Here is a 21,054-nt window from a genome sequence, read left to right on the forward strand (position 1 = left end):
TTCTAACCTCCTTATTTTGCCTCTGGCGGAATTAATTCTTCAGGAATCTCTAAACCAACTTCTTTAAAGTATTTGTAAGCACCTGCATGTAAAGGTACAGTCACCCCATCAAGTGCTGTCTCTAAAGTAATTTCTTTTGCAGAATTATGCACTTCATACATTTTGTCTAGATTCTCATAAAGCGTTTTTGTTAACGTATAAATTGTCTCTTCGTCAATATCTTTTGTTGTAGATAAAAGGTTAGGCTGTGCAATGGTTTGGATATCCTCCTCTACACGAGGATAAGTTCCTCCAGGAATCGTATAAGGGTACCAAGTGTTTGAAACAGCGTTAATTTTATCTAACTGTTCATCTGTTACTTCAAGAATACTAGCTTTGACATTACTAGCAAACATATCCGTAATTGCTGAGATTGGGATGCCGGCTGGTAAGGATCCACCGTCTAATCTACCATCTCTCATTGCAGAAACCGTATCGTTATAACCAAGATACTCTGGTGATATATTAGCTTTAGTTAATTCCAACCCTTCCATCATTACAACAGTTGATTGTTCAGTTCCGCTTGCTTGGGGACCAACGGAAAAACGAGTGCCATCAATGTCTGAAATGTTACCGGTTTCAATAGCATTATCCATTAACACAAAATGTTCTACATTGGGCCATAACATAGCCACAGTACGTAAGTCTTTATAAGGCTTACCTGCAAAACCATCATCTCCAGCATAAGCTTGGGATGAAATTAACCCTTGAAGAATAGCTAAATGGGCTTCTCCCTCTCTTAAAAGCTCGATATTTTCAATCGAACCAGCAGAAGATTGTCCACTTGCTTGAATTTTCTTATCCTTTAATTCATAACTCCATATATTGGCCATACCCACTCCAATCGGATAATAGGTACCACCTGTTGAAGCTGTCGCTACGGATAAAAAGGTTTTATCTTCATTATCAGCAGCCGTCTTAATACCAAAAATGGTAAGAAAAATAATGGCAGCGATCGAGATTGTAATTTTTATTCTTTTACCTTTCATAATTCTCCCCCTTTCAACAAATGAAAACGTTTTAATTTCAATCTTGTATTACAAGTATACAAGAAAAAATTAAAAAAACAACAATTATTCTAAAAATTTATTCTACAAAAATAATTAACAATTATTTGCAAAAAAAGCTACAGGATACTGTAGTGCTGTACCCTGTAGCTTTTTATTAATCTTTCTTTATAAATAAAACTTTAAGATAGTCTCCTTCGGGAAAAGAAGAAATCGTTTTAAAATCAATAGGTAATGAATATTCTTCAAGAATCTTATACTTTTCATTGCTTGTTGCAAATGCTTTTGAGACAAATGTTTTAAACTTTTTCATCGGCACATTACTTGCATTAGATGAAGCAACAATAATCCCTCCTTGATTAGTAATCGCGATAGCTTCTTCTAATAAAGCAGCATAATCTTTTGCAACACTAAAAGTATGTTTTTTTGATCGTGCAAAACTAGGTGGATCTAAAATGACAAGATCGAATGATAAATTTTTTCTCACCGCATATTTAAAGTATTTGAATACATCTTCAACAATGATATCCTGTTCTTCATAATCAATCCCATTTACACTAAACATTTCGATTGTCTTCGCTTTACTCCGATTAGCCAAATCGACACTCGTTGTTTTCACTGCACCGCCCAATGCAGCTGCTGCCGAAAAAGCTCCCGTATATGAGAATGTATTCAAGATTGTTTTACCATCAGCATATTGATCTCTTATTTTTTTCCTTACTTCTCTTTGATCTAGGAAAACCCCAACCATAGCGCCATCATTAAGATAGATTGGATAGTTTATCCCGTTTTCCTTAACGATAATAGGAAATGTCGGCTTTTCTCCACAAACAAAATCATCATCCTCTACATACTGCCCTTTATGATTAAATCTTTTCTTTTCATAAATGGCCTTCACTGGCATACATTGCTCTAATGCCCTAATAATCTCCTGTTTGAATTGATAGATACCTTCACTATACCAACTAATGCAATAATACGTATCATAGTAATCTATTGTAACGCCTCCAACACCATCGCCTTCTCCATTAAATATTCTAAAAGCAGTCGTTTCTGGGTCGTTAAAAAGTTTTTGTCTATGATTTACTGCTGCCTTCAGCTTTTCCATAAAAAAGGCTTGGTCTATTCGTTCATGCTGGTTTTTCGTTAATACCCAACCTCTACCTTTATTTTGAATTCCATAGTAACCTTTACAGAGAAACTGCCCCTTTTCATTCACTAGCTCAACAATCGTTCCTTCTGCCATTTGAGGAATTCGTTCAACAGATTGTTCATTTATTAATGGAAAACCTTCCTTATACTTCTTTATGTATGACGGTTTTACTGTTAACTTCATATACGCTCCACCTTACCAATCAATGATTTATTTATCGTACCACAAATAGCATCTTACAGACAAAGCCCTCTCAGGTTTATCTTGAGAGGGCTTTACCGTTTAACTTGCTTTATTCACTTCTTGAGAAATTTCTTTCATATTCGAAATTGCATGTTGATATTTTTCTTCATCAAATTCATTCTCACTTTTCGCCACGGCGATTGTCGCGATTCCGTTACCAATCATATTCGTAATGGCACGACCTTCACTCATAAAGCGGTCAACACCGAGTAAGAGTGCTAAACCTTCTAACGGAATAACTTGAATAGCTGCTAATGTCGAAGCCAACACGATAAATCCACTTCCCGTTACCCCAGCAGCTCCCTTTGAAGTAAGCATGAGAATTAAGATTATCGTAATTTGTTGACCAATAGATAAATCGACACCAAATACTTGAGCTAAGAATACGGTGGCCATAGAAAGATAGATTGAAGTTCCATCAAGGTTAAAAGAATATCCTGTTGGAATGACTAGACCAACGACAGATTTGGAAGCGCCGAATCTTTCCATTTTGTCCATCATTCTTGGTAGAACAGATTCAGAAGAACTCGTTCCTAAAACGATAAGTAACTCATCTTTTATAAACCGTAAATATTTAAACAGACTAAAACCATAATATTTACAGATTAAGTTTAGAACAATAAAGATGAATAAAAACATGGTAATATACACACTCATCATTAACTTAGCGAGCGGTGCTAAAGAACCTAAGCCGAAATGTCCAATCGTATATGCCATTGCACCAAATGCACCGATTGGCGCAGCTTTCATGACATAACCGATAATCTTAAAGAACACATGGGATAACCGGTCAAGAAAATCAGTAATAACTTCTCCCCTTTTACCTAAAGAAGCAAGAGCAACACCAAATAGAATGGAAAAGAATAAAACTTGAAGGATATCTCCCTCCGCAAAAGCATTCACCATATTTGATGGTACGATATGTGTAACGAATTCGATCCAATCAATGCCTTCTTCAGCATTGGTTGTATATTGAGATACGTCACCTTGTTCAAGCTCATTAAAATTTAAGCCGTCACCTGGTTTTACAATATTAACGACTAATAATCCAATAACGAGAGCAAGCGTGGTAACAACTTCAAAATAGATAAAAGCTTTCCCACCAACCTTACCAACTTTTTTCATATCTCCCATTTTTGCGATTCCTAAAACAATTGTTAAGAAAATAATTGGGGCAATAACCATCTTCACTGCATTAATGAAAGTAGTTCCTAACGGCTGTAATTCTTTACCTATATCTGGCCAAATTAAACCTACTAACACACCAAGTGCGATCGCTGTTAACACTTGAACGGTTAAGTTCTTAAAAATTCTTAAAAATCCCACATTAATCATCTCCTGTCACACTATCTATCTGACTATTCTTTGTAATTAGAATGATAGCGTTTTCAGAAAATGAAAAGAAGTTTATGGTCATAGTGAACATTTTGTTCATTTTGGTCTTATTAGTTGAGACAGTAAAAACGATTGACATGTATGGACTACTGCCAAGTTACATAATTTTAACCAGTAAGGAGGAGAGTCCCCGATTACTCTTACCATAAGCATCTAAGTGAAATTTAAGGTCAAATTAGGCATAAATTAGACGAAAGAGAGCCACAATTTATTTAAGCTCTCTTTCGTCTAGTTATTTATTTTATGAATTCTAGTACTCTCTCTAACCATTTAATATTAAATTCAGCTTTATCAAATGCATGAGAAGCTATTAATTGACTTGAGTCAGAGACTGTGTCATATTTTTCCTTTTCTTCTTTTTTCGTTTTTAATGTATCCCACTTTTCTTTTTCTTTTTGAATGGTTTGTTTCAAAATAGAAGCGGCTTCTTCTTTATTAATATAATTTAAGAAATGAATGGCAATATACAAATCTGCCACTTCCGTATATTTTTGAAAACAAAGATAGAGTTCTTCTACCAGATGGCCACGTCCCTCATTAGTTATCCGATAAAGTGTTTTTTCTGGGCGACTTCCTTCTTGTAGCTTTTGTACAGGCTCTATCCAATTCTTCTTATGTAATGCTTCAAAATCATAATAAAACTTTCCCTCACTAATCTTTATGAAAGGCTGTGCATTCATTAGTTTTTTGCGGATATTATAAGGATAGTCTACTGAATGTGCTAACATACCTAAAATATATATTCTAATCATTCACCCGTTCACCTCCAAAAACGTATATAGCTATCTTAACTTATACTGGGAGATAAACGCATCTGATTCTTTCATTATGGTTTCAAATAATAAGAGCGTGTTCGTCAATTAATCGGTAAAATCGGTATACTTATAAATAAAAATACGAACCTATTCATTAGAATTTGTTCGTATTTTCCGAGAAACTATTCATTGTTCATTCTTTTAATTTTACCTTGAATTTTCACTCTATTTATTTCAAGAAAGTTTAAGAGGCAATGAGGTTAACGTTTGACCCGTCGCAGAATCAGTTAAGTTGGGCTCTAGTTCAAATGATTCGATAGGTTCGATTTTGGAAAAACGCTTAACTAAGTTTTCTAAAATGAGCTTCAACTCAAGTCTTGCTAATGGTGCACCTAAACAAAAATGAGGTCCATTTCCAAATGTAAGATGTTTCTTATTATTTTTTCTATGAATATTTAATTGAAATGGCTCTTCAAACATTTCCTCATCCATATTAGCCGCACTCATCCAGGCAACAACAACATCTCCCTTTTTCAAATCTACCCCTAAAATATTGTTATCCTTCTTCACCGTACGATCTCTTCGACTCATATGAAAACGATATCGTAACATCTCTTCGACCGTTCGATCAATATATTCTGGGTGAGCTTTTAATTCTGAAAATAACTCGTTGTCATCATATAAAAGGGCATAAAAGCTTGTTGAAATCATATGACTCGTTGTTTCTACGCCTGCACCTAATATAGCCATTGTCATTTCAATAATTTCAAAGTCCGTTAGTCTTTCCCCATCTACCTCTGCCCTAATGAGATCAGAAATGATATCATCTTGTAACTGCTGTCGCTTTTCAATGATGACTGGTTGCAAATAAGTAAAGAACTCTTTAATTGCCTGATTTTTTTGGTTATCGATTACATCCTTTTTGCTCTTATCATATGGAAGAAATAATATATCGACCCATTTCTTAAATTTAATTACATCGGGCTTCGGAATCCCTAATAAGTCTGACATCACCATTGCAGGCATAGGGTTGGCTAATGCCGCTACGATATCTTCCGTCTTGCCCTTTTCTATTTGTGTAATTAAATTTTCAGCAATTTGATTAATTCGCGGTTTCCAATTTTCTAAACTTCTTGGTGTAAATGCTGATGCTAATAGGGATCTTCCTTTTCTGTTATGCGGAGGATCCATTTTCAAGAAGTTTACTTTACTATTCATTTGCTTATCATCTTCACTAAACTTTACAGAAATCGTTGTTCGGTCTCCTTCACTGGAGAAATGTTCATAGTCGCTTAAAACGGTCTTTACGGCATCATACTTAAATGCATTCCAAGTATCAGAATTCTCATTATAACTAATAGACCCACTTCCAAGCATCGATTTGTACCATTCTAACGGTTGGAATTGTTCCGATCTTGAATCAAAATGTTTAATGTCTTGTAATGAGATAATCTCTTTCATCTAACATTTCCTCCTCTTTGATCATTTGGAGATAGAATATATACTTTAATTAAAGTATATATTCTATCGTAAATTTTCTCCCTTTCATCGTCAATGCATGGAAAGTAGTAGTTTTACTATAGGGGCAAATGAACTAAAAAGAACTGTTGAATAGCTTTTACTCAACAGTTCTTTTTAGTTCACGATTATGTGATTATTATTCTATATTTCATCACTACGCTTTAATCATATACCGATTCACAGGCCTCCCTACCCCACCATATTGTATATCCAGTACAATTACACCTTTTTTCTCTAAATAATCAAGATATCTCCGAGCTGTCACCCTTGCAATCCCAATACCGCTAGCCACTTCTCCAGCTGCTTGCGGTTGTTGTTGAATGGTTAGATAATTAATGACTTCTTTCAATGTAAATCCATTTAGCCCTTTAGGTAAATCTGCCTCTACTTTCGTTACTTGTTCTGCATAAAGCAATTGATCCAGTTGCTCTTGTGACATTGTTCCTTCATTTCTTAAGCTTTCGCGATACTGACGAAACTTCTCAAGTGCCTGCTTCATCCTATCAAATTTAAACGGCTTCATTATATAATCGATTGCTCCATTTTGTAGCATCATTTTAATGGTATCCTTATCTTTGGCTGCCGAGATTACAATTACTTCTGCATTAAGCTTTTGTTTCCTCAATTCGTATATAACTTTTAATCCATCTTTTTTCGGCATAAACACATCAAGCAATATTAAATCTGGTGAGAAATCTTTAGCAAGTCTAATGCCCTCTTCTCCGTTATTGGCAATGGCTTTTACATGAAACCCCTTTACCTTAGATATAAAACCTTTATTAACTTCTTGTACCATTGGATCATCTTCAATTAATAGTACTTGAATATCATTCATAAGTTAAACCTCCCCAAAGGTAATTAGAAAAGAAGTACCTTCATTTACCTTAGAAGTGACAGTTATTTGCCCTTCACCTTTATCCACAATTTGTTTGACCAAATATAATCCGTAACCAGTCCCATTTTCTTTTCCTTCCGTGAATCCTTTTGTAAAAACTTTTTCTAAATTAGATTCTTCTATACCTATCCCATTATCTTCTACAAGGATGGAACAAATGTAGTCATCTTGTTCGATACTTATATCTATCATTTTCTCTTCCTGATCGAGTTGTTCGAAGGAGCCGAAAGCATTCTCAACCAAATTACCTAATAATAGAACAAAATCATGATGATCTAAATGAGGGGGGAAATGATCCAAATTACTATTAGTATCAACTGTCACGATAATATCCAATTCCTTCCCTCTTCTGATTTTGCTAATTAGGAGTCCAGCTACCGCATCGTCCTTAATTATTTCATGAAGAAATAAAGAAATACTTTCTTGTTCTTCTGAAGCAGCAAATGCAAGTTGAAATGCCTTTTCTGGCTTTCCTAATTGGATAAGCCCAGCAATTGTATGCAATTTATTCATATGCTCATGATTTTGCACACGCAGTGCCTCAACAAAACTCCTTACACCAGTAAGTTCCTCTGCTAATTTTGCTACCTCCGTTCTATCTTGGAAAATAGCAACGGCACCAATTAATTGGCCATCTTTATTAATAGGAATTCTCGTACTCAAGATGCTTTTTCCACTCACCATAATTTGTTCATTATAAACCGGTTCATTTCTCTCAACAATTTCTGGTAAACGTGTATCTTCTAAAACGGAACGAATCGATAATCCCGTTACTTCTCCATTCACATTAAATATTTTTTTTGCTTTTTCATTAAAGATCGTAATTTTCTCATGATAATCGATCGCAATTACCCCTTCATTGATGGAATGAAAGGTTGCTGTTCTCTCTTCAAACATTCGTTTAATTTCGAACGGTTCTAAATCAAACATTTGCTTCTTAATATGATTGGCTAATATATATGAGGCAATAAACCCTACAATTAAAGTGAGGAACACAATAAATAGGATCTCTTTAGAAAAGCCAGAGACGATTTCCTTGAAAGTTGGAATTTTATTACCAACCATTACGACACCTATTTGGTTTAGTTGTTGATCTTTTAATACTGGAATAAACGCTCTTAAATATGTACCATCTTCTCCCCTGGCCTTAGAAAAATAAATATGTTCGGCAAATGCAGGATCCTCATCACTACCAGTTGATACATTACCTATCATACTTCTAACTGGGTGTGAGAAACGGACTCTATCCATATTCATTACTACAATATAATCCGTATTATTAATGACCCTTATTTCTTCAACAATGGGGTTAATAATCTTCCAGCCTTCATCTTCCTCAAGTCCATCTTTTATATCTGCAAGCTCTGCTACAGTCCTAGCCGTACTCATTGATTCGCCTCTTAAGTCCAATTCTTCTTGTTGTTGCATATTTGCGATAACAACAAGCCCGCAAATAAGTAGTAAAAAGATAACAACCCCATATGATAGCAACGTTATTTTCCAACGAATAGGTATTTCCTTCAAACAAATCTTCCTTTCATTGCCACCTACACTTGACCTTTAATCTGAAAATAATGATACTATTTAGTATGAGGTGAAGGTGATGAAAAGTAAATATAGCATCATACTATTAACCATTATTATAACGCTTGCACTTTTTTTTAGTTTTAAACAATATATTCTCACAGAAGACCTTCCTTATGATGATGAGCAAGAAGGGCTCAATGATCAAATCGTTTTAACTTTTAGTCATGTTGTCTCCAATAATACGCCAAAGGGAATGGCCGCTGATAAATTCGCTGAAATTGTTGCTGAAAAATCAGGTGGAAATATTAAAATTGTTGTCTTCTCTAACGGCTCTCTCTACTCTGATATAGAAGAAATACGAGCGGTTCAAGAAGGCAATGTTGATATTATTGCTCCCTCCACATCAAAACTTGGCATGTTAAACCCTGCATGGGGGGTACTCGATTTGCCGTTTATTTTCCCTTCCTATGAAGCCATTAACGAAGGGTTAGACGGGTTTATCGGGCAAACACTATTATCTAGTGTAAAGGGGGATGGACTCATCGGTTTAGCTCATTGGAGTAATGGATTTAAACAATTCACATCCAATGATGGTCCAATTATTTATCCGCAAGATATAGCTGGACAAACATTCCGAATCATGCAAAGTGATGTCCTCTCATCACAATTTCTTGAATTGAATGCAAATTCAGTGAAAGAATCTTTTAATTCTACATACGACTTGTTAGATAGTGGGAAAGTAGACGGCGAAGAGAACACTATCTCTAATATTTATTCGAAAAAGTTTTATAACTTACAAAAGTATATGACAATAAGCAATCATGGCTATCTCGGTTATGCCGTCTTAATGAATGGAAATGTTTGGAATAAGCAATCAAGTGAAACAAAAAGAATCTTAACTGAGGCTATGTCTGAAGTCACGCAATGGAATCGAAAACAAGCTGTCCAGATGAATGAAAACCAACTCGAAGAAATAAGAAAAGTGAGTTCAATCCACATTCACGAACTTACCAATGAAGAAAAAAACAGTTGGAAAAAAGTCCTAGATCCAGTCTACACTCAATTTAAAAATGAAATTGGCAGTACGCTGATTGACAAAGCTTTAAAGCTCAGAGATAAATACGAAAACGAAACAACTGATGAAAGGGACTGAGTGAGGCAATTACCCTTGAATATTTAATCAAATTTTTGCCCGGGCTCCCTTTTTTTGACTCGTTTCCGCTTGAATCCAATCAAATTCTTGCGCGGGCTCGCTTTTTTGACTCATTTCCGCTTGAATCCAACCAAATTTTTCCCCGGGCTCGCTTTTTTTGACTCGTTCCCGTTTGTATCCAATCAAATTTTTACTCGGGCTCCCTTTTTTTGACTCGTTTCCGCTTGAATCCAATCAAATTCTTGCGCGGGCTCGATTTTTTGACTCATTTCCGCTTGAATCCAACCAAATTTTTGCCCGGGCTCCCTTTTTTGACTCGTTTCTGCTTGAATCCAATCAAATTTTTGCCCGGGCTCCCTTTTTTGACTCGTTTCTGCTTGAATCCAATCAAATTTTGCCGCGGACTCGCTTTTTTGACTCGTTTCCGTTGAATCCAATCAAATTTTGCCGCGGACTCGCTTTTTTGACTCGTTCCCGCTTGAATCCAATCAAATTTTGCCGCGGACTCGCTTTTTTGACTCGTTTCCGTTTGAATCCAATCAAATTTTTGCCCGGGCTCCCTTTTTTGACTCGTTTCTGCTTAAATCCAATCAAACTTTTGCCCGGGCCCGCTTTTTTGACTCGTTTCTGCTTGAATCCAATCAAATTTTGCCGCGGACTCGCTTTTTTGACTCGTTTCCGTTTGAATCCAATCAAATTTTGCCGCGGGCTTGATTTTTTGACTCGTTTCCGTTGAATCCAATCAAATTTTGCCGCGGACTCGCTTTTTTGACTCGTTCCCGTTTGTATCCAATCAAATTTTTACTCGGGCTCGCTTTTTTGACTCGTTTCCGACTCAGTCTCTTTCCTTTCCAGTATATATAGACAAAGACGATGGTGAGACACGACAAAAAGTAACCTGAGTATTAACTTAGGTTACTTTTCTAACTCGTCTATAATTTGTATTTGTCCTTTATACATCCACTTTCTCGGAAGCTAACATTGTGCCATTCTCCACATAGTTAATGTGCCAAGAAAAAGCTTTTGCTAGAATATGTGGGGTTTGGCCACCTGCTGATAATGCTTCATAATAGTAATCTCTCAGTTGATCCTTGTATAACGGATGCGCACAATTTTCAATGATTAGCTCAACTCGTTCACGAGGAGCCAATCCCCTTAAATCTGCGTAGCCTTGTTCTGTGACAATAACGTCAACATCATGTTCTGTATGATCAATATGTGAAGCAAAAGGTACAATACTTGAAACTTTACCATCTTTAGCAATTGATTTTGTCACGAATATAGCTAACCTTGCGTTTCTTGCAAAATCCCCTGATCCACCAATACCATTCATCATCTTAGTTCCTTGAACATGAGTAGAATTCACATTACCATAGATATCGAGTTCTAATGCAGTATTGATAGAGATTAATCCTAAACGGCGAATTAATTCCGGATGATTAGTGATCTCTTGTGGTCTTAACAATAACTTATCGCGATATTGATCGAAATGAGCAAACACTTCTTTCATCTTTTCTTCTGAAAGTGTAATGGAACAACCTGACGCAAACTTTACTTTCCCAGCATCAATTAAATCAAATACTGCATCTTGAAGTACTTCTGAATACACTTCTAAGTCTGTGAATTCAGAGTCAATCATGCCATGCAAAACAGCATTTGCTACCGAACCAATGCCTGATTGTAATGGGGCAAGTTTTTCATCTAATCTACCTTCTGCAATTTCATTGCGAAGAAAATTGGTTAAATGTTGCGCCATCATAACTGTTTCCTCATCTGGCTGAACAATAGTTGATGGTGAATCGCCTTGTTCAGTAAACACAATCGCTTTAATTTTCTCCGGATTCACTTTAATACCTATCTCACCCACACGATCGGCTACATTTGTAATGGGAATTGGACCACGCTCACCTTGTTTATCTGGACTATAAATATCATGTAATCCTTTTAGCGATGGTAATTGGGTCATATTAATTTCAACAATTACACTTTGGGCATGTTCGGCAAAAGACAGTGAGTTACCAACTGATGTTGTAGGTACAATTGTTCCGTCTTCTTCAATCGAAACCGCTTCCAAAATAGCTACATCTACATGTAATACCCCTGAACGGATGAGTTCTGCTGTGTGAGATAAATGTTGATCAACAAATAAGAAGTCCCCTTTATTAATGCCTTTTCTCATTGTTGAGTCAGCTTGAAATGGTAATCTCTTATTTAAAATACCAGCTTCCGCAAACAACTTATCAACATCCGAACCAAGAGATGCACCTGTATACACATTGACTTTAAAATCTTCTGTTTTTGCTCTGTCTGCTAATGCTACAGGAACCGCTTTCACATCTCCCGCACGAGTAAATCCACTTAACCCCAATGTCATGCCATCTTTAATCATTTCTGCAGCCCCTTCTGCAGTCATGATATTGTTCTGAAGTGTCTGAATTTTAACTCTCCCAAGTTTATTATCCATATTCCCATCCCTCTTTCTGTAAAGAATACTTAATAACTATTTTACTAATAAATCAGAATGGGATTATTTTTTTAGTATAATTAATGAAAAATTTTGATAAAACAGCAAAATCTGCCGATAAGCCAGCAGATTTTTTCAGATAATCAGAAAATATTGAGTTAAATGGTTATTCATCCATTTATGCCTTTTATTTAGAAGCCGAGCAACTTACGAAAATAACTAGAATAGGATTGACTTACAGGCACTTTTGCACCATTTCTCATTAATAATAAAAAAGTAGAATGAGAGTCAGGAAATATCTCTTGTATTTGATTAACATTCACCAAGAATGACCTGTGACAGCGAATAAAGTTTTCCTTTGGTAAAATATACTCAAACTCCTGTAGCGTATTTTTATGCGTACCAGAAGAGTAAATAGCATGAACATGAGTTTTACGATCTTTAGCTTCCAAGAAATATACTTCATTAAATGGAACTGGTACCCAACCATCGCTTGTCTTTAATGTAACGACAGATTTCCCCTCTGTCAATGTTGGAAAAATAGCAGTCACACAACCTTCAATTTTCCCATTATTTTTAAATGGAACAGCCATCCCGTGATAAGGTACACCAAATACATCCCTATTAATAAACTCTGACACCTTTTGTTCAGCCTTAAGCGCTTTATCAGCAATACTTCCTTCTTTTACAATATCCCCTGGCCGAATTTTCAAGTCAACACGTTTACTTGGACGATAGTAAATATACTCTGTTGTATTTGAAACTACAATTGACACTTCATCTGAAAATAATTCCCCAATTACATCTAGCAATGAACTCAGTGTAATTCCTTCCATCACAAAAATCCCCTTTTTTTGATTCGCTACTATTCTATCTTACGTGTTTTATTTTCATTTGCCTAGTTAAGAAACGTGCAAGAATATGTCTTATACCAAAGAAGGAAACATCAACTGGCTTTTCCTCTTTTAATAGGTTGATCTTCGTATTTAACCCAGTTCACTGCTTTTTCTAATATAATTGAGATAATAACACCCATTATTAACCCATTTGCAAAAAATGGTTGAATGAGTACAGGTAATTCAGAAAAGATAGCAGGTGAAATATTCATAATACTAATACCAATTAATACAGGTGCTGCTAACCTAAATATCGTATTGGAATTAAACGTCTTTCCATTTAAACTACTGAATGCAGTACCAAATAATTGCATATACGCAACAAACAAGACTGCGTTTCCAACGGTAACAGGTAACATTGAAAGAAATGAGCCTAAAATTGGAACAATACCAATGATCGTAAGTAAAGCACCACCGATAAAGAATGGCTTTCTTTCATAAATTCTCGTACTTTGCAAGAAACCAATCGTTGATGTAAATGGTGTATAGGGAACCAGTCCGAAACCGGATCCAATAATGGTAGAAATTGAAGTAATGATCATTGAGCCTTTAAACTCTTTTTTGGCTGCTCTCCTTTGTAGAAGTTTTTCTGCAGCGTTAATAGAAGCAAATGTATTACTTAAGTTTAATAATACGGCAACAAACGTGACTACGACAATTCCCATTTCAAGATTAGGAGCCCCTAACGGAAAAAGTTGGAAAGGCGCAGATGTTGTCATACCAGCCCCATCATTACCAAACAATAGGACATAACCGAGCCAGCCCCCTAAAAGGCCAATTAAAATAGAAAAATTGCTAATAAGTTGATTACCTTTCATTTTTAATGTAGCGACGATCAGCGCGAGTACTACAGAATAAAGACTTATACCTATGTCAATGACGCCAGTCGAAGTCATCTTTAACATACCTTCAAAGAAGATAAACATTAATTGAAAAGTAAGCAAAAATAAATATACAGTCATTACCATCGGACTAAAGATGGATTGCAATAATGAAAAACCCCCACAAGCAATCAGCAAAATGGTCACTAGACTAGCTAAAACAATACCAGTAACAATCCCACCACCAATACGTTCTAATCCAATATTAAGCGCTTGTGCTGAAAGCCCAAGATTAAGGATAATTCCCCATAATAACCCTGAATGCCCTTCCATAATCGGGAAACGATGACCTTTCCATCCTTGTAGTATACAAGTAATACCCGTAAGTATGAGTGATGCTCTAATCATCATTGCCATCGTTTCACTTGATAGCTCAAATACATTGGCAATGGAAATCGGAATGACAACAGTATTGGCAAAGATAAAAAAGACCCATTGTACGGAAGAAACCATTGTCATTGATGAAATAAACTTTTTCAATCTGTACACCACTTTCTACGTTATTCATTTTCACATCTACTAGTATAATTCATTTTTAAAAGGAAAGAAGCCTTTAAAAAAAGAATTATGAAAAACGAAATATTTTGAAGCCTGATAAATAAATAAAAATTGGAGCTAATCTATATGCCTATACAAATAATAACCCTCTCCAAATAGGAAGAGGGGCATGTGATTTAAATAGTTCTATTAATCATTGTTATTTTGAAATGATAGTGCTTTTTTCGCTAAATTTGTGATTACTACATCATCCATAGGCGGATTATGGAGCGCAGCTCGCACATCACGGTAATAACGCTGCAAAGGATTTCTTTGTTGCAAGCTTTGTGCACCAACTATTCTCATTGCCCAATCGACCACTTTATTAGCACTGTTAGAGACAAGGTGTTTGATGGCTCCAAGTTCAGCTCCTAATTCTCCTCGTTTATTCGGTTCATTATCCCAGCGATCCGCTATAGAATAGAGTGCTGTTCGCGCTTTTAGTAGCTCGAGTTCCATTTCCCCAATTTTACGTTGTACTTCTGGTACTTCACTAATTGGACCAGGCAGGCTATTAGGTTGATATTCAGAAGCAAAAATAATGGCATAGTTCCGAGCTGCAATAGCAACGCCAATAAAGCAAGCAGCTGAATGTAGTAACCATGCATTAGGAATCGCATAAAAATGAACACCTTCTATTTCAACTAATGCTGTTTCTTCTACAATTACATTCTCTAACACTAGATCGTCACTACGTGTGCCCCGCATCCCTAGCATATTCCAATTTGATTCCACTTTTAAACCAGGGTTCTCATGCGGTACAAGGAATATACCAATTTCTCCTGAAGCTTCTATCGTTGCTGTAATAAGAGAAAAATCTAAGCCTGGTGCCATCGAGGCAAAAGATTTTCTTCCATTCAAGATCCATTGTGTTCCTTTTTTCACCGCAGTAGTCGCTGGTAGTCCACCACGGGTTGGACTGCCGGTTGCTGCCTCTGTTGCACAGCGGTTAATCAATTTATTATCTTTGATAACCGTTTCGCATAACTTGGCAAACTGTTCTTCCTTCCATTTCCGCTTAACCCTTAAATCATAGATAACACCTAAGTGCCAACCAATACATAAAGCCGTAGATGCATCACCTTGGGCAATCCTTTCTTGTATTAAGAAATATTCATATAAGGAAATCTCTTTACCACCATATTCTTTCGGAATCGTCAAACTTAAATAATTTGATTGTTTTAATTCTTCAAAATTATCAAAAGGGAACTCTGCATTTTCATCAATCTTTTGCGCCCTCTTACTAAATCCTTCTGCTAATATCGTAGCTTTATGAAATAATTCTTCTTGTTGAGCCGTCTTAATAAATGGTCGAGCGAGTTGTTCAGCTAAATACGCTTCCTTAGATGAAGCTGTTATCGTGCTCATAGAATCCTTCCTCCCCGTCTGTTTCCATCTTCTCTTTAATACTCATTCATTAGGATAAATAAATATAGTAAAGGCTCCATTCCCCTTTACTATATCTATTATTTGAATTTATTATCTCTTATCTACATATTTAGTTAATTTATCCCCACCAATTTGAATAATTTGCACCAATACAACGAGGACAATGACTGTCGTAATCATAATGACATTATCATAGCGATAGTAACCGAAACGTATCGCTAAATCACCAATACCCCCGCCGCCAATAATACCTGCCATTGCGGAATAACCGATTAAACTAATAGTCGTAATCGTTAAACCTTGAACAATTCCAGGTTTCGCTTCTGGGACAAGGATTTCCTTAATTATCATCCAAGGGGAAGCGCCTACTGCTACTGCAGATTCAATGACTCCTTTATCTATTTCTCTTAAGGATGTTTCAACCAATCTTGCAAAAAATGGAATCGCTGCTACAGATAATGAAACAGAAGCCGCTGTAGGACCAATAGTTGAACCTGCAATTAATTTTGTTAACGGCAATAGAGCTACTAACAAAATAATATAAGGAATAGAGCGGATCAAATTGACAATCCAACCAGTAACGGCATTTACAAATCGATTCTTTAAGAACAATCCTTCGTCTGTAACGAATAATAAGATGCCTAGTGGAAGACCTAGTATAAGTGCCGCAACTAAAGAAATGGCGACCATATAAATCGTTTGTAATACAGCTGTATTTAGTTCAGGAAGTAACGCCTGAATGGACTCAAGCAACATGTTCAACTACCTCCAAATTCTGTGTTCTATCTTGAATATATTGTATAGCTCTTTCTATTTCAGGTATTTCACCAGTTAACTCCATAATAAAAATACCAAGAGGTACTTCTTGAATATATTCAATCTTGCCGTGAAGAATATTTCCTTTTACTTTGAATGTTTGGAACAGTTCAGAAACAACAGATTCTTCTGCTATTGCACCTTTAAATTGGATTTTAATGATTGTTCCCTTCCTGTTTTCAATCAATTGTTGTGGTAAGTCAAATTGAAGAATACTCTGAATAAAATCTCTTGTAAGTGGTTCAATTGGATTCGCAAATATATCATACACCGGTCCCTCTTCTATGACCTTTCCATCTTGCATAACAGCTAACCTATGACAAATCTCTTTGACTACTTCCATCTCATGAGTGATAAGTACGATGGTTAATCCTAGCTTTTTATTAATTGATTTTAATAAGTTCAGGATTGATTTTGTTGTTTTAGGGTCTAGGGCTGAAGTGGCTTCATCGCAAAGTAAAACCTTTGGATCATTAGCAAGTGCTCTGGCTATTCCTACCCTTTGCTTTTGACCACCACTTAATTGCGTGGGATACTGATGAATTTTATCTGCTAAACCCACTAATTCTAATAGTTCTTTCACCCTGATATCTATTTCTTTCGGGCTTTTACCTGCCGCTTTTAAAGCAAAGGCAATATTCTCATATACTGTCTTCGAACTTGCTAAATAAAAATGCTGAAAAATCATACCTATCTTCTGCCTTGCTTTTCTTAATTCTTTACTTGTTAAAGTCGTTAAATCAACGCCATCAATTTTCACTTCACCAGATGTCGGTCTCTCCAATAAATTTAGACAGCGTAATAAAGAACTTTTCCCTGCTCCACTATAGCCAATAATCCCGTATATTTCTCCTTCTTTAATAGAAAGAGATACATTGTCAACGCCTATCACTTGCTTCTTTTTGCTTTTATAAATTTTCACTAAATGATTGACTTCAATCATTTACCTCACCCTCCCTAAATCCTCTACAACATAAAATGAGCCTCTTTCACTTTGAAAGAGGCTCAACAAATGATTGTTATTAAACCTTATCTTTCAGAATGAAATCATTCTGCAGGATTTAGCACCTTCCCTTTAAAAGGAGGTTGCCGGACATCTTCGGGCCTGGTCCCTCAGTCTCTCTCGATAAGAATCATATTCAATTTATTGTGTTGCTTTGATAAAGGAAATTTTATCGGGTATTGAATTAATTGTCAATAGTATTTTGATTATTTATGCATTTACTTATCTTCCTCTTCGTTTAAACAGGAAGATAAAAAAAGTTGTTCCTAATAAAGCTGTGATTAGGCCCACATACAAGATGATTGCTGACGTTTTGAACTTTACTGTACTAGGTTGCTCTCCTTGTCCTTGTCCATGTCCCTCACCGCCAGGCATACCTTCAAACCCTTCAGGTGGCTCAAAATCTCCTCCCTGCGGAAAATCTCCGTTGCCTTGCGGACGTTCAGGCATTTCACCATCAGCGTTTCCTTTATTTCCATTTGGTGGTTGAAATCCTTCTCCTCCTTCTTGACCTTCCTGGTCATCACCACTCGCTCGGCCAGGGAACATGTTATTAACTTCAGAAGCTTGTGATTCTACTTCTAATTCACCTGAGAGCTGAGCAAGTATCGATTCTGATCTCGCCTCAGCAAATGCTGGTAAACTCTCATCACCCTGCACCGCTTCGAGAAATGCTTCTGTTGTATAAAACTTGGTAGGATCCTGTTCGACATAAGGAAGAATCAATGCACTAATTTGTGTAGTTGTATTTTGGTAAGACTCTTTTGTCATATATTCTTCGGCTATCTGTTTAAGATACGCTTCATATAGTTTTTTATATTCTTCATTAGATAATAGTGCATTAAGTAACGGTCTTTCTTCTAAGGTAGTACCAGCTATAGGTTCAGATATACTGAAATTAATCGTATCTTCACTCAATAAATCACTATTTCCGATGCCACCGGTGAAGTTGTCCATTCCGCCTTGTGGTGCTTGGTCTTGTTTGTCTTCACCTTGGTTTTCTTCAGCAGCTGAGAAATCTCCATTCATTTGTCCACCAAATGCCATACCAACTCCAAAGCCACCAAATGCCATATTATAGTCCCACGGAATAACTGAGAACTTACCATCATTTTCATATAAATAATAGTTATGCTTCATTTGTCCTTGGTAACTATCCATGCTAACAACAGCCGTATTTACTGCAAAATATCGTAATACTTGATCCACATCTAAGGTTTCTTCTAAATCGCCACCATTATTGATACTATCTAACATATCTATTAACGCTTGTTCATCTTGCTCCTCTGATTTCAAGTTTAAACCTGAGTAATCATCAATATCATCACTTACCCATTTCAAGTCACTATTTGTACCATCTGGCTTGTACAATGATCCATATGGATTTTCAAAATATCTTCCAAGCATCACTTCGTCTACTTGTTCAACACCTAAATATAATCCCCATTCCTGACCATTAATGGTCACATACATATAAGAATAAGCAGGTGTGGGTAACCCCATATTCTCCATTAATTGATACGATAAATATTCTCGCATTTGCGTAGCATCACTAAATTGGTTATTTAGATTCAACTTTTTCAATCCATATAAAGTTTGATCAGTATAGTAATCAAAATCTATTTTGAAGCTATAACGATCAGAATCTTCCATTCTAGCAACGGAAGAAAGGGAAGAATTCCCCTTTGTCCGAACAGCTACTTGGTTCAATTTAGTTCCATTTATCGTCACATTTGCCATCTTATATTCTTCTTCCGTCGGATTCTCTAATACATCTTCCCAATCATCTTCTGCAAGGGTTAACTCAACTTGAGTCACTTTATTTTTATTGAATACTTTTGAAACGTAAGAGTGATCAACTACTTCCCCTTTTGGAAGTAAATAAGGTAGAAAGAATAGAATACCAACAAATAAAACAGCCAACATTAGAAAAACGAGAACGACATATTTGCGTTTAATCATATTCCTTTCTCCTGTTCATTTACGCTGTGAAATTACCGTCATAGCTTAACATTACAGCCGATTCTACCCCGCTAAGGTTCGTTACATTATTTACCACTTGAGATTGATCTTTTTTCATTCTTACTTCATAAGTAATTTCTACTTGATTACCATTCATGATAGATTTGGATTTCATCATATGTTTATTAGTGACCTTTGATAATAGCGATTCAAGTTGAGATTCCACACCTTCACCCCCATATTTTACAATGAGTAAGTAAGGGTTCTGAATCGTAATTTTGTTAACGAACAATACAAGTACGAGACCGATCAATAAACTACCAATAATCACTAATGGAATAAAGCCTGCTCCGCAAAGAATACCGGCAACAATCGCCCAAAAAAGATAAACAAGATCCATTGGGTCTTTAATTGGTGTACGAAAACGGACAATGGACAAAGCACCAACCATACCTAGTGATAACAGGACATTTGAGGAAATTCCCATAATAATTAATGCTGTAGCCATGGTCATTATGATGAGGGATATATTAAAAGTATGTGAATAAATCACACCTGAAAATGTCTTCTTATAAACTGCATAAATAAATAGTCCAATCGCAAAGGCCATGAATAAACCAATCAGAGAGTCTATAATTGAAAAACTCTCCGTTTTTTCTAAAAAGCTTGATTTAAATATATCTGAAAAATTCACACTTTCCATTCTTCTCTTCTCCTATTCTCACTATAATCCATACATTCTACTTAATTGATATTTTGAATACGTACCCTTCCTGCGATCAAGCATTTGTAGAAGCATCTTAATGACATCGGGAATGTATTCATCATACTTGACTTCAAGTATCATCAATTGATGATCAAGGGATGGTACCATAGGCATTGTTGTATTTAAAAAGTCAGGATTCCTTAAGCTTGTACGAATATTGCTATCAAAAGTTAAACGGACATTACCATATGGATAGATATAAACATCCCTCTCATAATCGACAACTGTTACTGGCTTCAATTGATAACGAACCATGTTATGGAAAAGTTCCCTCATTAATGGTCTGGTATCATTCTCCATCCATAAAATATCGCCAGCTCTAATAAGCTCATATTCTTCTGCTGTCATCCTACATTTCTCTTTATAGGTCAGATTATTCTTCTTACTTTTCTTTTCTAGATTAATTGTGTCAAAATCATCATTATATGTGCGAACCCTATATTTTGCACGGTTCATATAGCCTTCTTTTTTTTCTATTAAAGCTTTGTTTTCAAAGTTATCAAAGTATACGCTACGAACATTATATCCCCCACTCCCATTTGAATGAGGGTCCGTATTCATAAAGTAACTTAAGCGTTTTTTAAGTAAAACCCCATCCATTTTTGAGATTTCATGTTTAAGCTCTTTCCTTCCTTTCAAAATCGAACACATC

At 35.9% G+C, this 21,054-nt stretch carries 18 protein-coding genes and 1 riboswitch; of the genes, 1 reads left to right on the forward strand and 17 read right to left on the reverse strand.

What is annotated here, in order from left to right:
- Positions 1 to 11: 11 nt before the first annotated feature.
- The 7 genes from MKX29_RS02480 to MKX29_RS02510 all read right to left on the reverse strand — a co-directional run bounded on the left by MKX29_RS02480 (position 12) and on the right by MKX29_RS02510 (position 8,538).
- Positions 12 to 1,028 (reverse strand): TAXI family TRAP transporter solute-binding subunit, encoded by a 1,017-nt coding sequence (locus MKX29_RS02480; RefSeq protein WP_224935301.1) that lies wholly within the window; start codon positions 1,026 to 1,028, stop codon positions 12 to 14.
- 175 nt (positions 1,029 to 1,203) lie between these two features.
- Complete coding sequence (locus MKX29_RS02485) at positions 1,204 to 2,382, reverse strand: class I SAM-dependent rRNA methyltransferase (RefSeq protein WP_251163135.1); 1,179 nt, start codon at positions 2,380 to 2,382, stop codon at positions 1,204 to 1,206.
- A 99-nt stretch (positions 2,383 to 2,481) separates the two neighbouring features.
- Entirely contained in the window at positions 2,482 to 3,768 is a 1,287-nt protein-coding gene (gene dctP, locus MKX29_RS02490) for a C4-dicarboxylate transporter DctP (protein ID WP_224935296.1), read from the reverse strand.
- Between the two features lie 305 nt (positions 3,769 to 4,073).
- The gene (locus MKX29_RS02495; protein ID WP_224935293.1) at positions 4,074 to 4,589 is read right to left on the reverse strand and encodes a PadR family transcriptional regulator; all 516 of its coding nucleotides are present in this window, start codon (positions 4,587 to 4,589) and stop codon (positions 4,074 to 4,076) included.
- A 237-nt stretch (positions 4,590 to 4,826) separates the two neighbouring features.
- Positions 4,827 to 6,053: a cytochrome P450 gene (locus MKX29_RS02500; protein ID WP_341103756.1), complete on the reverse strand. Its 1,227-nt coding sequence runs from the start codon at positions 6,051 to 6,053 to the stop codon at positions 4,827 to 4,829.
- 214 nt (positions 6,054 to 6,267) lie between these two features.
- Complete coding sequence (locus MKX29_RS02505) at positions 6,268 to 6,948, reverse strand: response regulator (RefSeq protein WP_341103758.1); 681 nt, start codon at positions 6,946 to 6,948, stop codon at positions 6,268 to 6,270.
- 3 nt (positions 6,949 to 6,951) lie between these two features.
- Positions 6,952 to 8,538 carry a sensor histidine kinase gene (locus MKX29_RS02510; RefSeq protein ID WP_341108175.1) on the reverse strand — a complete coding sequence of 529 codons (1,587 nt, stop codon included), beginning with the start codon at positions 8,536 to 8,538 and terminating at the stop codon, positions 6,952 to 6,954.
- A gap of 73 nt (positions 8,539 to 8,611) precedes the next feature.
- Between MKX29_RS02510 and MKX29_RS02515 the strand changes: the two genes are divergently transcribed.
- Positions 8,612 to 9,688 (forward strand): DctP family TRAP transporter solute-binding subunit, encoded by a 1,077-nt coding sequence (locus MKX29_RS02515; protein ID WP_341103760.1) that lies wholly within the window; start codon positions 8,612 to 8,614, stop codon positions 9,686 to 9,688.
- Positions 9,689 to 9,870: 182 nt separating this feature from the next.
- Here MKX29_RS02515 and MKX29_RS02520 read toward each other — a convergent pair whose 3' ends face one another.
- The 10 genes from MKX29_RS02520 to MKX29_RS02565 form a co-directional block, all read right to left on the reverse strand.
- Positions 9,871 to 10,125 (reverse strand): hypothetical protein, encoded by a 255-nt coding sequence (locus MKX29_RS02520; RefSeq protein WP_341103762.1) that lies wholly within the window; start codon positions 10,123 to 10,125, stop codon positions 9,871 to 9,873.
- Between the two features lie 515 nt (positions 10,126 to 10,640).
- Positions 10,641 to 12,152, reverse strand: a complete 1,512-nt coding sequence (locus MKX29_RS02525; protein ID WP_341103764.1) for a succinate CoA transferase — start codon at positions 12,150 to 12,152, stop codon at positions 10,641 to 10,643.
- 191 nt (positions 12,153 to 12,343) lie between these two features.
- Positions 12,344 to 12,988, reverse strand: coding sequence for a LytTR family DNA-binding domain-containing protein (locus MKX29_RS02530; RefSeq protein ID WP_095370143.1), 645 nt, complete (start codon positions 12,986 to 12,988; stop codon positions 12,344 to 12,346).
- A 110-nt stretch (positions 12,989 to 13,098) separates the two neighbouring features.
- Positions 13,099 to 14,409: a uracil/xanthine transporter gene (locus tag MKX29_RS02535; RefSeq protein ID WP_224935279.1), complete on the reverse strand. Its 1,311-nt coding sequence runs from the start codon at positions 14,407 to 14,409 to the stop codon at positions 13,099 to 13,101.
- A gap of 207 nt (positions 14,410 to 14,616) precedes the next feature.
- Positions 14,617 to 15,834 carry an acyl-CoA dehydrogenase family protein gene (locus tag MKX29_RS02540; RefSeq protein ID WP_341103765.1) on the reverse strand — a complete coding sequence of 406 codons (1,218 nt, stop codon included), beginning with the start codon at positions 15,832 to 15,834 and terminating at the stop codon, positions 14,617 to 14,619.
- A 111-nt stretch (positions 15,835 to 15,945) separates the two neighbouring features.
- Entirely contained in the window at positions 15,946 to 16,611 is a 666-nt protein-coding gene (locus MKX29_RS02545; RefSeq protein WP_095370145.1) for a methionine ABC transporter permease, read from the reverse strand.
- Complete coding sequence (locus tag MKX29_RS02550) at positions 16,601 to 17,614, reverse strand: methionine ABC transporter ATP-binding protein (protein ID WP_224935272.1); 1,014 nt, start codon at positions 17,612 to 17,614, stop codon at positions 16,601 to 16,603. Before MKX29_RS02550 ends, MKX29_RS02545 begins: the two co-directional genes overlap by 11 nt.
- Before the next feature lie 83 nt (positions 17,615 to 17,697).
- Positions 17,698 to 17,804, reverse strand: a riboswitch (SAM riboswitch).
- A 92-nt stretch (positions 17,805 to 17,896) separates the two neighbouring features.
- Positions 17,897 to 19,636 (reverse strand): CotH kinase family protein, encoded by a 1,740-nt coding sequence (locus MKX29_RS02555; RefSeq protein WP_341103770.1) that lies wholly within the window; start codon positions 19,634 to 19,636, stop codon positions 17,897 to 17,899.
- Between the two features lie 19 nt (positions 19,637 to 19,655).
- Positions 19,656 to 20,339, reverse strand: a complete 684-nt coding sequence (locus MKX29_RS02560; protein ID WP_289433158.1) for a DUF4956 domain-containing protein — start codon at positions 20,337 to 20,339, stop codon at positions 19,656 to 19,658.
- A 21-nt stretch (positions 20,340 to 20,360) separates the two neighbouring features.
- The gene (locus tag MKX29_RS02565; protein WP_306470083.1) at positions 20,361 to 21,041 is read right to left on the reverse strand and encodes a polyphosphate polymerase domain-containing protein; all 681 of its coding nucleotides are present in this window, start codon (positions 21,039 to 21,041) and stop codon (positions 20,361 to 20,363) included.
- Between the last annotated feature and the right edge of the window lie 13 nt (positions 21,042 to 21,054).

It is taken from the genome of Cytobacillus sp. FSL R7-0696 (assembly GCF_038006865.1).
Lineage (GTDB): Bacteria > Bacillota > Bacilli > Bacillales > Cytobacillaceae > Cytobacillus > Cytobacillus kochii.